The organism is Bacillus sp. N3378-2at, assembly GCF_033412715.1.
Lineage (GTDB): Bacteria > Bacillota > Bacilli > Bacillales > Bacillaceae > Bacillus > Bacillus subtilis.
Window position 1 is genome coordinate 3,834,087 of the sequence record NZ_CP117986.1, and the last position, 13,500, is coordinate 3,847,586.

Genomic DNA, 13,500 nt, shown 5'->3' on the forward strand with positions numbered 1-13,500 from the left:
CCATTCGGCCGTAAGGGGGTTCGCCATTTGAGTCTATTATGGGTTTTTTACCAAAATAACGTTCAAAAATTAAATCTGTCTAACCTCCCGTCGTCTCATCCGGTGACCATAGGGCCTGATGTGAAGGATTCTGTTACGATCAGCTCCATTCCATTTAATAGCGGAGTGGTTTCTCTTAAAAGAAAGGAATCCGGCGGCCAATACGAAGTTTTCCTGGGAAATGATTGTCTCGGCACGATTGAGGCGGATACATCATTTACTCTCCAAACGGATCAGCAGGATATACGTTTGATATTGACAGGCAGTGAACCTGAGAAATCCGTTTATTTTACGGGAAATCGGGATGAAATTGTATGTTCCTCAGAAAAAACGAATGCAGATATTTATCTGAATCCGCAAGATTTTGCATTTGCAGAACAAAGCACGTTTTCTTTGCTTCGTGCAGGCGGCAGCTGGTCGGTCCGCCCTGAAAGCGGAACGATCTTCTTGAACGGAGAGAAAATCAACGCCAATACGCCGCTCAAGCCGGGGGATGAAATATTCTGGAACTTCACGCAAATGAGGGTGACGGAACAAGACCTTTTAGAAATTGTTCATTATGCCCAGTTTGAAACAGCGTTAACAGAAACGGTCAAACCGAGTACAGAGATGCAGAAAAAATATCCGCAGTACAGAAGAACGCCGCGGATGGTATACGATCTCCCGGATGACCGCGTTTCTTTCAGTTTTCCCTCTCAGGAGAGCGATCAAACCAACAGAGGGCTGTGGCTCGTCATCCTGCCTCCGCTTGTGATGCTGATCGTGATGGGCGTAGTTGCCATCATCCAGCCGCGCGGCATATTTATACTCGTTTCTTTGGCCATGTTTATGATGACTCTAATTACCTCGACAGTGCAATATTTCCGGGATAAAAACCAGCGGAAAAAACGCGAGGAAAAACGGGAGCGTGTATATAAGCTTTACTTAGACAATAAGCGGAAAGAGCTTCAGGCACTTGCTGAAAAGCAAAAGCAGGTTCTTGAATTTCACTTTCCTTCATTTGAACAAATGAAATACTTAACAAGTGAAATCAGTGACCGGATCTGGGAAAAATCACTTGAAAGCAAGGATTATCTGCAACTGCGGCTTGGGACGGGAACAGTTCCGTCAAGCTATGAAATCAATATGAGCGGCGGAGACTTGGCGAATCGTGATATCGATGACCTCATGGAGAAATCGCAGCACATGCAGCGCGTCTATAAAGATATCCGCCATGCGCCGGTGACGGTCGATTTGGCAGAAGGTCCGATGGGGCTTGTCGGTAAATCGCAAATTGTAAAAAATGAGATTCACCAGTTGATTGGACAGCTGTCGTTCTTTAACAGCTATCACGATTTGCGTTTTGTATTTATTTTTCATGAAGAAGAGTATAAAGACTGGGAGTGGATGAAGTGGCTTCCGCAATTTCAAATGCCCCATATTTATGCAAAAGGATTTATTTATAATGAGCAAACCCGAGATCAGCTCTTGTCTTCACTTTACGAATTGATCAGAGAGCGTGATCTCGAAGATGACAAAGAAAAACTGCAGTTCAAACCGCATTTTGTATTTGTCATCACGAATCAGCAGCTGATCTCTGAGCATGTCATTCTCGAATATTTAGAAGGACAGCATGAGCATCTGGGCATCTCGACAATTGTCGCTGCGGAAACAAAGGAAAGCTTGTCGGAAAACATTACGACTCTTGTCCGCTACATTAATGAGCATGAAGGCGACATTTTAATACAAAAGAAAAAAGCGGTAAGAATTCCGTTCCGTCTCGATCATCATCAGCGTGAGGACAACGAACGGTTCTCACGCACGCTGCGGACGCTGAACCACCAGGTCGGCATTACGAATTCCATTCCGGAAACGGTATCGTTCCTGGAGCTTTTTCATGCGAAGGAAGTAAAAGAAATCGGCATTCAGCAAAGATGGCTGACAAGTGAATCGTCGAAGTCGCTGTCAGTGCCGATCGGCTATAAAGGGAAAGATGACATTGTGTATCTGAACCTTCACGAAAAAGCACACGGTCCGCACGGCTTGCTTGCGGGGACAACGGGATCAGGGAAAAGTGAATTTCTCCAGACCTACATCTTGTCACTTGCAGTGCATTTTCATCCGCATGAAGCGGCTTTCTTACTAATTGACTATAAAGGCGGAGGAATGGCGCAGCCGTTCCGCAACATTCCCCACCTCCTCGGCACGATCACAAATATTGAAGGAAGCAAAAACTTCAGTATGCGTGCGCTTGCTTCCATTAAAAGCGAGCTGAAAAAAAGGCAGCGCCTGTTTGACCAGTATCAAGTCAATCACATCAATGACTATACAAAGCTGTACAAGCAAGGGAAAGCAGAAGTGGCGATGCCTCACTTGTTCTTAATTTCTGATGAGTTTGCCGAGCTGAAAAGCGAGGAGCCTGATTTTATCAGGGAGCTTGTCAGTGCCGCGCGTATCGGACGAAGCCTCGGCGTTCATTTGATTTTGGCGACACAGAAGCCAGGCGGCATCATCGACGATCAGATCTGGAGTAACTCGCGCTTTAAAGTAGCGCTCAAGGTCCAGGATGCCACCGACAGTAAAGAAATTTTGAAAAACAGCGATGCCGCAAACATTACCGTAACAGGCCGCGGCTATTTGCAGGTTGGAAACAATGAAGTGTATGAGCTGTTCCAATCTGCATGGAGCGGGGCGCCTTACTTAGAGGAGGTCTACGGTACCGAGGATGAAATCGCGATTGTTACAGATACGGGTCTGATCCCGCTTTCTGAGGTTGATACCGAAGATAACGCGAAAAAAGACGTTCAAACCGAAATCGAAGCTGTAGTTGACGAAATTGAACGCATCCAAGATGAAATGGGAATCGAGAAGCTGCCAAGCCCTTGGCTGCCGCCGCTTGCGGAACGTATTCCGCGCACTCTTTTCCCTTCAAACGAAAAAGACCATTTCCACTTTGCGTATGTCGATGAACCTGATTTGCAAAGACAGGCGCCAATTGCTTATAAGATGATGGAAGATGGAAATATCGGCATCTTCGGCTCTTCGGGCTACGGAAAATCGATTGCAGCCGCAACGTTCCTGATGAGTTTTGCGGACGTATACACACCTGAAGAGCTTCATGTCTATATCTTTGATTTCGGAAACGGAACGCTGCTGCCATTAGCGAAGCTCCCGCATACCGCGGATTACTTCCTGATGGACCAGTCAAGAAAAATTGAAAAGTTCATGATTCGCATCAAAGAAGAAATTGACCGCCGTAAACGTTTGTTCCGGGAAAAAGAAATCAGCCACATCAAAATGTACAATGCGCTGAGCGAAGAAGAGCTTCCGTTCATTTTTATCACCATTGACAACTTTGACATTGTCAAGGATGAGATGCATGAGCTTGAATCGGAATTTGTCCAGCTTTCCAGAGACGGACAAAGCTTGGGTATCTACTTTATGCTGACAGCAACGCGGGTGAATGCTGTCCGCCAGTCATTGTTAAATAACTTGAAAACAAAGGTTGTCCATTATCTCATGGATCAATCAGAAGGATATTCCATTTACGGCCGTCCGAAATTCAATCTTGAGCCGATTCCGGGACGCGTCATCATTCAAAAGGAAGAGCTTTATTTCGCGCAAATGTTCCTGCCTGTTGACGCCGATGATGATATCGGCATGTTCAACGAGCTGAAATCAGACGTACAGAAACTTCAAGGGCGATTTGCTTCAATGGAGCAGCCGGCACCGATTCCGATGCTGCCTGAGAGCTTGTCGACGAGAGAATTTTCTCTCCGCTTCAAGCTGGAACGCAAGCCTTTATCTGTACCGATCGGGCTTCATGAAGAAACAGTCAGCCCAGTCTATTTTGATTTAGGCAAGCATAAGCACTGCCTGATTTTAGGCCAGACTCAGCGCGGGAAAACAAACGTCTTAAAAGTAATGCTCGAACATCTGATTGATGATGAAACTGAAATGATCGGCCTATTTGACTCGATTGACCGCGGCTTATCTCATTATGCGAAGGAATCAGCTGTTTCATATTTGGAAACGAAAGAAGATATTGAGCAGTGGATTGAAACAGCAGAAGACATTTTCAAAACAAGAGAGGCCATGTATGTAGAAGCTGTCCGCCAAGGAGACGCGCAAAATCTGCGATTCTCACAAGTGGTGCTGATGATTGACGGGATAACGAGATTCCAGCAGACGATTGATACGAGAATACAAGACCGTCTCGCTAACTTCATGAAATCATACGCTCATCTTGGGTTCAGCTTTATCCCGGGCGGAAATCACAGCGAATTTTCAAAAGGCTATGACTCCTTGACGACTGAGATGAAGCAAATCCGCCACGCGATTCTGCTGATGAAAAAGTCTGAGCAAAATGTCATTCCTCTCCCGTACCAAAGACAGGAGCCTGAGATTCAGCCGGGCTTCGGATATGTTGTGGAAAACGGGAAGGAGCAAAAAGTTCAAATTCCTTTATGTTCTGCTGAAAGGGAGAGTGCTAGATGACAGAACAACGAAAAAGCTTGATCAAGTTAATATCCGCCGTCATCATCATTTTGCTGCTGCCGGTGTTGTTTTTCCGATTTATCGGAGACGACCCAACGAAAAAAGCAGTCAATTCCACCCGACAAATCGCGGTGGTGAATGAAGACACAGGCGTATTGAGTGATGAGGTAAAGTCTGATGAAGAGGACAAATCCGCCCAGTTCGGCAAGGAAGTAGCGGCCGTTCTGGGTGAACGTCCTGATTATTCGTGGACGGTCGTAAACCGAAGCGCGGCCGAGACCGGTCTCGCTTCAAAGAAATACGATGCGATTGTCTACATTCCCTCAGACTTCTCAAAAAACATTTTGAGCTATGACAAAGACCATCCTCAAAAAGCAACGCTCGAATTCAGCATTCAAGATAACCTGAATGCGGTTAACAAAGAAAAAGTTCAGCGTGAGCTTGAGGATGCCCAAAAGACAATGAACAAAAAAATGTCGGCCTTATACTGGAATTTTGTTTCACAAAAAGTGGACAACATCAGAGGAGAATTTGACAAGATCGTCAATAAAGAATCTGAATTCCAGAATGTCATGTACAACTTTTACAAACCAAGCTCTAATGATTTAGCAGGTGAAATCAAACAGCAAAAAGACTTAATCGATGAGCTGAAGAAATCAATGAATGAAGCGCAAGGCACGACAAAAGAAAAAGCTTCTACAGCGGAGGAAGCCAAAAATACGCTGAAAGAATTCATTGATACAGTTGAAAGATACAAAGAATATCAAGAAAATCAGAAAAAGCTGCTTTTGGCAGCCCAAGATTCAACACAGCAGCAAATCCGGACAGGTCTGGATGCCATCCAAGCACAGCAAAAGGCGAATCAGTTCAGCGAACGCATGAGCGGATTGGCAACTGGGATTGGCCAAGCGAAGACACAGCTCGGACTTACTAGTCTTGCTCTGAAAAGTGCAGAACAGACAAGGCAAGGTCAAGTTCCTTTACAAGAAATGGGCATGAAAAAAATTCAAGAAGATATGTTCAGTACATTTCTTGAACGTTATGAAACTCAGTATACTGCAACTAAAATCCAAAACTTAAATCAATTGCAAGATAAGATAGTGAATCTTCGTCCGGCTTTAATAAAACCAGAGGAAGACGATCAAAAGCACGATAATTCTAATGAAGAGAATAATGACAAGGAAGAAGATACAACTGAAGAAATCAAATTGGACTTGGAGCAACAACGAGATGAACTCAATAATGTTGCAGCTGAAATCAAAGATATTTCTGAAGGATTAAAAGAACCAGAACTAAATAACCCAACAATGCCGGGGAGCGAAGACCCGACAAACGACGACAACACCAATAATAAAAATCCAACAAGTGGCGATCAGCCGACAGATGGAAATGATGGGTCAACAGATGACAGTACACAAATGAACCCTGAAATAAATAATGAAGCAGACAATCAAGGTCAACAAAATTCTTCCGAGAAAACTAATGATTTAAATGGCAAAACAGAGACGACAGCACAATCAAAAGCCGCCCTTCGTATAATTCAGCTCGCTGATGAAAACGATGGGTCACAGGTTGACGATTCTAAAAACGAATCAGATATTTCGATAGCAAAAAAACGTCTGAATGCTGCAGCTGAACAAATACAGAAAATAGAGGAAGAACTTAAAGAAAAGCAAGAGGAGCATAATAGTAAGGTTGAGAAGCGCATTGAGAAACTGGATAAAGAAATAAAAGATCTAAATGATAAGGTTGACTCATTAAACATCAAAATTAATGACTTAACATCAAAATTTAATGATATCAATGATCAGTTTAATAAATCTTCTTTATTAATTAGTGAAAAGGAAAAAGAGATTTTAAAAATTTTACGGAATAACGGTGAAAAAGATCGCTTAGAACAATTATCTTCAGTTTTTACTAATACAGTAGATACAAAAAATGTTTCAGACTTAATGAAGTACTACAATTATCTATATTTGTATGAAAAGACTTTGACTGGTTCTCTAGATGTAGGGTCTATGTCGCTCTTAAGTAGAGACGCTATCCAGGGCCAGCAGGGCAACGTCAAATCCATCCTGGCCCTCTCACCTGCAGAATCAGCCAGCTGGGAAGCTCTCAAAAACAACACGATGCAAACTGATGAAGACATTAACAGCTTCATCGACGGAATGACCAAATTTGCGGGTGACTACAGCGGCTTTATTCGTGACTCTCAAGCAGGTGTTCTCGACGAACTGACGAAAATCTCTGAAAGTGCCGCAAAAGCGTCAGAACAGCTTGTAACGGGCGCAACACAGGAATCTGCGACGTTCAGCAACGATGGGCTGTCTGGCACCATGGCACTGAGTGTCCAAGATACGGTCGGCCAGGAAGTGCTGCAAATGTCAGACATGATGGGTTCATTGTCTGATCGCCAGTCAGGCATCATTGATTACACAACCAACATGCAGCAAAGCGTCAATGATGTTCAAGCGAAAGCCGACACCTTAAACAACAACTGGGGGAAAAATGTCGCCTCCACGAAACTAGTGCGCAATGACGTATACGGCATACTCGGAAACACATTAGTAGACGGGCAAAACAATGGCTATGTATATGATTACTTGGCGAATCCGCTTAAAATCAGCGGAGAGGTTCCGGAAGAAAAAATTCAGACGGTACCTCCGGTTGTCATCCTTGTCATTGTGTTGATCAGCAGTCTGTTAATCGGCTATTTCAGCTCGTATTACCAAAACGCACCGCTTCTCGTCAAAGGAGCGTTATTCGGAATTCTGAATATCCTTGTCGGACTTATGATCAGCTTGTTCGGTTTGAATATTTATTCACTGCCGGACGATCAGACGATTAAGTGGTCGGTGTTTACGATTCTATTGCTGGTCGCAAGCTCTGCCTTCATCCGGACGGCATTCAGATTCGGATCAATCCCTGGCTGGGTTGCTTCAGCAGCAATGATCCTATTCTATGTCGCACCGCTTATTGATTTGATCATGCCGAACTTTACATTTGAAGATCCGGTTTCGAAAGTATATATCGACATCCAGTACGGTACTGGGCACTTGTTTACAATGGGAATAACAGTTCTGCTGATCATTACGGTGATTGCCGTGGCTCTGCCGCTGATTATCCGGTTGATGGCTGAACACACAGCAGAAAGCGATGAAACGTATGAAGCGTGATCGCAGCATGGAAAAGGGGATCATGATTTGTATGCTCTCCTTTTCCCTTTTCATACCCTCTGCAGCGGCTGCCCAAACTGAAGAAAATACAGATGTCGCGCCAAACCAGTATGAGAAAAAAGACATCGAAATCGATACGAATTATTTGCATGAAGATACCTACTATGAAGAAAAAACAGAACTGCCTGAGGAACAAAAGGATATCACTTTTGATAAACCGAAGGACAAGGACGCCGAGCTGATAAAAGATTTGTTTACATCAACAAATGCCGAGGATTCCAACACGATTGCGGCCCAGTCGAAACAGCTTGGAATTACTTTTGCTGAAAAACCAATGACAAAGACATCATCAACGGAAACAGAAGATGAACAAGAAACATCATCATTGCTGCTGCCGATGATCTATGTCGTACTGATCCTGCTCGGAATTGCAGGCATCGTGTTCCTCATCCCAAAAGTCACAGCGCAGGAAAACAAGAAGGCGTAGGCCGCGTGCTTGTGTTGTGTAAAAGAGGTGCCGTACAATAATAACGGAAAAGGAGGTTTCCAATGGAACTTTATATCATCACCGGAGCGTCAAAAGGGCTGGGTCAAGCCATTGCATTACAGGCTTTAGAAAAGGGGCATGAAGTCCATGCCTTATCCAGAACGAAAACAGATGTCTCTCACAAAAAACTAACGCAGCATCAAATAGACCTCATCAATCTCGAAGAAGCTGAACAGCAATTTGAAACATTGCTCTCATCCATCGATTCAGATCGTTATTCTGGTATTACCCTTATTAATAACGCCGGAATGGTAACGCCGATCAAACGTGCCGGCGAAGCGTCTCTTGACGAGCTTCAGCGCCATTATCAGCTGAACCTGACTGCGCCCGTGCTTTTGAGTCAGCTGTTTACAAAACGGTTTGCTTCATACAGCGGCAAAAAGACGGTTGTCAACATTACTTCAGGAGCCGCCAAAAATCCATATAAGGGATGGAGCGCGTATTGCAGTTCAAAAGCCGGGCTCGACATGTTTACGAGGACATTCGGATTTGAACAGGAGGATGAAGAGCTGCCGGTGAACATGATTTCGTTCTCACCTGGAGTGATGGACACTGAGATGCAGGCCGTCATCCGTTCTTCATCGAAAAAGGATTTCCACCACATTGAACGATTCCGGAAATTAAATGAAACAGGAAGCCTTCGCAGTCCGGACTTTATTGCCGGCACGCTGCTTTCTTTACTAGAAAAAGGGACGGAAAACGGCCGCATTTATGATATTAAAGAGTTTTTGTAGAGCAGATATTTTCTGCTCTTTTTTTTATACAAAAGGCTGCAGCCAGCGCATTTTATTGAACAGCCGCATATACTGACTGAAACGTTGCTTTTAGGGTATAACAATGATGATAAGAAGATCAAAATGATGTGACATAAGAATTGAGTTTCTCTGCAAATTATGTTAGGATTCTAAAAATATCTAAAGGAGGGGTTTCCATGAGAAAGGTTACATTAATGGATGTTTTCACCCATCCAATTGCACAAAAATATCTTCAGCGTTCCGGCGTGGCACATGCGATTGCCTGCGCTTATCATGCATACAGGCTGTCTGTGAAGGCTGACATTAATCCTGATTTAGCAGCAAAAGCGGCACTGCTTCATGACATTGGCCATTATGAATGGTATACAGACGGAAAGTGGGATTATGAGAAATACAAAAGAAATGACATTCATGCCATTAAAGGGGCGGAACGGGCGCATAAACTTCTGATTCGGCTTGGCGAGGAACCGAAAGCAGCAAAAGAGATTGCACTAGCCATTTTGCTTCATACAGATTCCTATTTGCCTGAAGGCGAATTAGATAAAAACACACTGCAGCAGATTGTCAAAAAAGCGGACGAACTGGATGAAGAGCCGGGCGGCCACCATCATTACCGCCAAATTGATCCTTCAACCGCACGAAAAAAAATAGAAAAGCTGGACCAATTAATCGACCAAGCCCAGGCATCCGTGATAAAGCCTGTATAAGTACGGAACAGCGCCAGCTTTCTTCGCTGTCTCCGCTTCATCGATACTTCCTTTACACCCGCCTCCAAACGTATTCTCCTAAAATCTCCGCACCCCTTTGTTTTATCAGGTAAGCCTGTGTCATTATCCATAAGCGCGGCATAAGCTGAGATAAAACACACAAAGGGGATAAAAGTATGGTCAACCAAGGTAGTCCGCAACTGGTCTCTTTAGTCGATCCTTATGTCTATCAGACCATTAAAAAGCTCATCGGCTCAAGGTTCGTTATACAGACAGTACAGATACGGTCAGAGGCAGACTGATCGATGTAAAACCTGACCATATCACAATTGAAGGAGCCCGAAATTCTGTTTGTTTGATCAGAATCCAGCACATGATTTCCGTCACCCCAGATTACAGTGAGCGGGTCTAACAGTGCTTGCGCATGAAAAATAGGCGTACAACAGGACGTCCTATTTTTCAGTTAAGCGCTGTAAAAACGCACTATGATACATTGTTCCATCAAGGTCAAAGCCGGCAAATTCCTGATAGTCACCATCTGAAAAACAGAAAGTGACACGGTACACCGTATAGCAGGAACGGACTGAAGCATGCTGACAGACCCGAAAATGATAACCGTCTGAATCTTTTACATATAGCCGGGATTTCCCGGCAAATGGGGCACAGAGGTGTGCTGCCTCACCAAAACATTCGAATCCGGCGATTTTGCCATCTTGGCTGATATCCAGCAGGAGACAATCATTGACTCTGAGCTCCTCAGTCCGTACATTCCTGTTCTTTTTCGGAGGAAGAACATAGATATAAGCCAGTTCTGAATCTGTATCGTATGTCACGGCCTTCATCACCAACACTCCTTTCATTATATTAAGAGTTCTGATATGAGTTCATTTTTGTTACAATGATGGGGTATAAGTTCTTTTATCTGACAGACAAAGAAAAACTAGGAGGAACAAAGCTTGTTGAAATCAAAAGTCCATTTTTGGACATTGCAGATTTTATTTGTTTTGCTGATTATTTTTGTAGCAACAAAAGTTTCATTTGTATTTCAGCCGTTTATTGTTTTTATCTCGACATTGTTTTTCCCGATGCTGATTGCGGGAATTTTGTATTTCATATTTAATCCGGTCGTCCGCCTGCTTGAAAAAAAAATTCCGCGGACATTATCCATTCTATTGATCTATTTACTGTTTATCGGTTTGCTTGCCTTTATTTCAGCGTCAGTCGGACCTATCATCACCTCACAGGTGACAGGGCTGTTTAACAACCTTCCTGATTATATAAAACAGATTCAGGCGCTGACAAAGGATTTGTCCCATTCTCAATGGTTTACCTGGATGATGAACCAGGATTATGTATCGATATCAAAAATTGAACAGTCATTGACAAGTTTTCTCCAAAACTTGCCGCAAAATATCACGTCCAGTTTATCTGCGGTGTTTGGTGTCGTGACAAACATCACGCTTGTTATTATTACTGTTCCATTTATCCTTTTTTACATGTTGAAAGACGGACACCGCTTTCCGCATTTGGCAGTAAAAATTCTACCGGCTTCTTATCGGACAGAAGGCTTAAAGATTTTTAAAGATTTATCCGATACGCTTGCGGCATATTTCCAGGGGCAGCTGTTAATCTGTCTTTTTGTCGGAACAGCGTGTTTTATCGGCTATTTAATTGCCGGACTGCCGTATGCCCTGATTCTTGGGATTGTCATGGCGATTACCAATATCATTCCCTATGTCGGGCCTTTTCTCGGTGCCGCGCCGGCTGTCATTGTCGGTTTTATGGACTCGCCGGCCAAAGCGCTGTTTGCGATTATTGTGGTCGTCATCGTTCAGCAGCTGGACGGAAACCTGCTGTCTCCTCTTGTGATCGGGAAGCGGCTGAATACCCATCCGCTTACGATTATTTTGCTGTTAATCGGAGCGGGAAGCTTCGGCGGAATTCTCGGCATGATTTTAGCGGTGCCGGTTTATGCGGTAGTGAAGGCGTTCTTCCTGAATATTGTCCGCTTGATCAAGCTTCGCCAGCGGTCACGACTCGAAGAAAACGCAAAGCCAGCTGAATAGGCGGGCACCATTATCGGCTCTTTGCATATGATGCTGTAAATCAATGCGGAGGTGGGGAAATGCCTGCAATTGTGGGGCCGATTTATATCATGTCAGTTACGGGTAATGCCGCGGCAAGCTTTGGAGACATATTTGCGATTTCGCCCAAAAGCGTCGCTCATTCAGGGGCGGGGTCAGGCGCATTTCAGCTTGGTGATTTTGTGAAGATTAACAACCAAACGAGTAAAACTCTCTTCGAAGATGCCGATATCACTGATGAAACAGTTTCGTTTAACGGGTAACAGCCTTTTCACAAGAGGCTGTTGCTTTTTTATTGTATAATATGGGTAGTCTTTAAATAGAGAGGTCATGTTATGAAAATCAGAAAAGCAAATATCAATACGCAAACCGGAATGATCACGGACGTGTATCTGCATGAAAACAGAAAAGAACTGCGCACGCTTGTAGCGGTACCGCAGCTGGAGTGGAGCACGATCATTTCCTATGAAGAAGATAAAGCAACTCTGCCTGAACGGCTGGAAGCGTCGTTGCGCCGGCATACAGAGGAAACCCCTGCTGGTGAGCTGGCCAAAAAAATCATTCATTGGGTAACAGAAATGTAAACGGCGCTTGAAAGTTTAGCTCCTGCCTGATCAGGTGATAATGAAGACAAACAAGACGGGAGGACAGGCTTTTGAGTGAAGACAAAATGGATCTCTATTTGCAGCAAGGAATGTATGGGCCTTTGGAGACAAAGCCTGACGAGCGCCATTTGTTTTTAGGCTCTTTAAGAGAAAGAGTCGTTTTGGCACTGACGAAAGGACAGGTGCTTAGAAGCAAACCGTATAAAGAGGCGGAGCACGAGCTGAAAAACAGCCATAACGTCACCCTTTTGGTTAATGGAGAGCTTCAGTATCAGTCTTACTCTCCTTATATCCAAATGGCGAACCGGTACGGAGTGCCCTTCAAGATTGTATCTGATCTTCAGTTTCATACGCCTTTAGGCCTCGTTATTGCGGCTGACATCGCTGTGAATCGTGAATTGATATATATTCAGGACGACATTTATAATCGGTCAGTGCTGAAATCTTAAGAGACAAACGGGTCGTTTGTCTTTTTGTTCATGGCAATTCACTTACAACTGGAGATAAGATATAATGTTCTCATACTGATGGCGGGGAGGCCGGCTATGAAAAAAGCACTTATTTGTATTGATTATACGAATGATTTTGTGGCGAGTGACGGAAAATTGACCTGCGGGGAGCCCGGCAGAATGATTGAAGAGGCGATCGTCAATTTAACCGAAGAATTCATCACAAACGGTGATTACGTCGTATTAGCAGTAGATTCTCATGCTGAAGGGGATCAATATCACCCCGAAACCCGTCTTTTTCCTCCGCATAATATAAAAGGCACGGAAGGAAAAGATCTGTACGGAAAGCTTTTGCCTCTATATCAGAAACATGAACATGAGCCTAATGTTTACTACATGGAAAAAACGAGATATTCTGCTTTTGCGGGAACTGATTTAGAGCTCAAACTCAGAGAGCGGCAGATTGGCGAACTGCACCTTGCCGGTGTCTGCACAGATATTTGTGTGTTGCATACAGCTGTTGACGCATATAACAAAGGTTTTCGGATTGTTGTGCATAAACAAGCTGTTGCCAGCTTTAATCAGGAGGGGCACGCATGGGCTCTTTCCCATTTTGCAAACAGCATCGGAGCGCAAGTGGCAGAGTAAGGAAGGGGAAAAAC

At 44.0% G+C, this 13,500-nt stretch carries 11 protein-coding genes and 1 pseudogene; 11 read left to right on the top strand and 1 reads right to left on the bottom strand.

The annotated features are described in order from the left end of the window. Window positions 1–27 precede the first annotated feature (27 nt). The 6 genes and pseudogenes from essC (at window position 28) to PUN35_RS20555 (ending at window position 10,112) form a co-directional block, all read left to right on the top strand. Entirely contained in the window at window positions 28–4,515 is a 4,488-nt protein-coding gene (gene essC / locus PUN35_RS20530) for a type VII secretion protein EssC (RefSeq protein WP_014480714.1), read from the top strand. Further along, window positions 4,512–7,691 (top strand): type VII secretion protein EsaA, encoded by a 3,180-nt coding sequence (gene esaA, locus PUN35_RS20535; protein ID WP_014480713.1) that lies wholly within the window; start codon window positions 4,512–4,514, stop codon window positions 7,689–7,691. The genes essC and esaA overlap by 4 nt, the downstream gene beginning before the upstream one ends. A 31-nt stretch (window positions 7,692–7,722) precedes the next feature. Next, window positions 7,723–8,178, top strand: coding sequence for a type VII secretion protein EssA (gene essA, locus PUN35_RS20540; protein WP_010886603.1), 456 nt, complete (start codon window positions 7,723–7,725; stop codon window positions 8,176–8,178). A 62-nt stretch (window positions 8,179–8,240) separates the two neighbouring features. Then, a complete protein-coding gene (locus tag PUN35_RS20545) occupies window positions 8,241–8,972 on the top strand; it encodes a (S)-benzoin forming benzil reductase (RefSeq protein WP_003244421.1) in 732 nt (243 codons plus the stop codon). Window positions 8,973–9,169: 197 nt separating this feature from the next. Then, a complete protein-coding gene (locus tag PUN35_RS20550) occupies window positions 9,170–9,700 on the top strand; it encodes an HD domain-containing protein (RefSeq protein WP_003244444.1) in 531 nt (176 codons plus the stop codon). Between the two features lie 176 nt (window positions 9,701–9,876). Next, window positions 9,877–10,112: pseudogene (locus PUN35_RS20555) on the top strand (YuzF family protein). 40 nt (window positions 10,113–10,152) lie between these two features. Here PUN35_RS20555 and PUN35_RS20560 read toward each other — a convergent pair. Next, on the bottom strand, window positions 10,153–10,542 hold the full coding sequence (locus PUN35_RS20560) for a DUF2283 domain-containing protein (protein ID WP_003243066.1): 390 nt from the start codon (window positions 10,540–10,542) through the stop codon (window positions 10,153–10,155). A gap of 114 nt (window positions 10,543–10,656) precedes the next feature. Between PUN35_RS20560 and PUN35_RS20565 the strand changes: the two genes are divergently transcribed. From PUN35_RS20565 to PUN35_RS20585, 5 genes are all read left to right on the top strand, one after another. Then, window positions 10,657–11,766 (top strand): AI-2E family transporter, encoded by a 1,110-nt coding sequence (locus PUN35_RS20565; RefSeq protein WP_014480712.1) that lies wholly within the window; start codon window positions 10,657–10,659, stop codon window positions 11,764–11,766. Window positions 11,767–11,825: 59 nt separating this feature from the next. Further along, window positions 11,826–12,047 carry a spore germination protein gene (locus PUN35_RS20570; RefSeq protein ID WP_014480711.1) on the top strand — a complete coding sequence of 74 codons (222 nt, stop codon included), beginning with the start codon at window positions 11,826–11,828 and terminating at the stop codon, window positions 12,045–12,047. 72 nt (window positions 12,048–12,119) lie between these two features. Further along, window positions 12,120–12,368 (top strand): YueH family protein, encoded by a 249-nt coding sequence (locus PUN35_RS20575; protein ID WP_003228783.1) that lies wholly within the window; start codon window positions 12,120–12,122, stop codon window positions 12,366–12,368. 71 nt (window positions 12,369–12,439) lie between these two features. Next, the gene (locus tag PUN35_RS20580; RefSeq protein ID WP_014480710.1) at window positions 12,440–12,838 is read left to right on the top strand and encodes a YueI family protein; all 399 of its coding nucleotides are present in this window, start codon (window positions 12,440–12,442) and stop codon (window positions 12,836–12,838) included. A gap of 96 nt (window positions 12,839–12,934) precedes the next feature. Continuing rightward, the gene (locus PUN35_RS20585) at window positions 12,935–13,486 is read left to right on the top strand and encodes a cysteine hydrolase family protein (protein WP_014480709.1); all 552 of its coding nucleotides are present in this window, start codon (window positions 12,935–12,937) and stop codon (window positions 13,484–13,486) included. Window positions 13,487–13,500: the final 14 nt, after the last annotated feature.

Coding starts and splice junctions, on each gene's coding strand:
- PUN35_RS20585 (WP_014480709.1), top strand. CDS start 12,935: ATGAAAAAAGCACTTATTTGTATTGATTATACGAATGATTTTGTGGCG.
- esaA (WP_014480713.1), top strand. CDS start 4,512: ATGACAGAACAACGAAAAAGCTTGATCAAGTTAATATCCGCCGTCATC.
- PUN35_RS20560 (WP_003243066.1), bottom strand. CDS start 10,542: ATGAAGGCCGTGACATACGATACAGATTCAGAACTGGCTTATATCTAT.
- PUN35_RS20570 (WP_014480711.1), top strand. CDS start 11,826: ATGCCTGCAATTGTGGGGCCGATTTATATCATGTCAGTTACGGGTAAT.
- PUN35_RS20550 (WP_003244444.1), top strand. CDS start 9,170: ATGAGAAAGGTTACATTAATGGATGTTTTCACCCATCCAATTGCACAA.
- PUN35_RS20575 (WP_003228783.1), top strand. CDS start 12,120: ATGAAAATCAGAAAAGCAAATATCAATACGCAAACCGGAATGATCACG.
- PUN35_RS20545 (WP_003244421.1), top strand. CDS start 8,241: ATGGAACTTTATATCATCACCGGAGCGTCAAAAGGGCTGGGTCAAGCC.
- essA (WP_010886603.1), top strand. CDS start 7,723: ATGCTCTCCTTTTCCCTTTTCATACCCTCTGCAGCGGCTGCCCAAACT.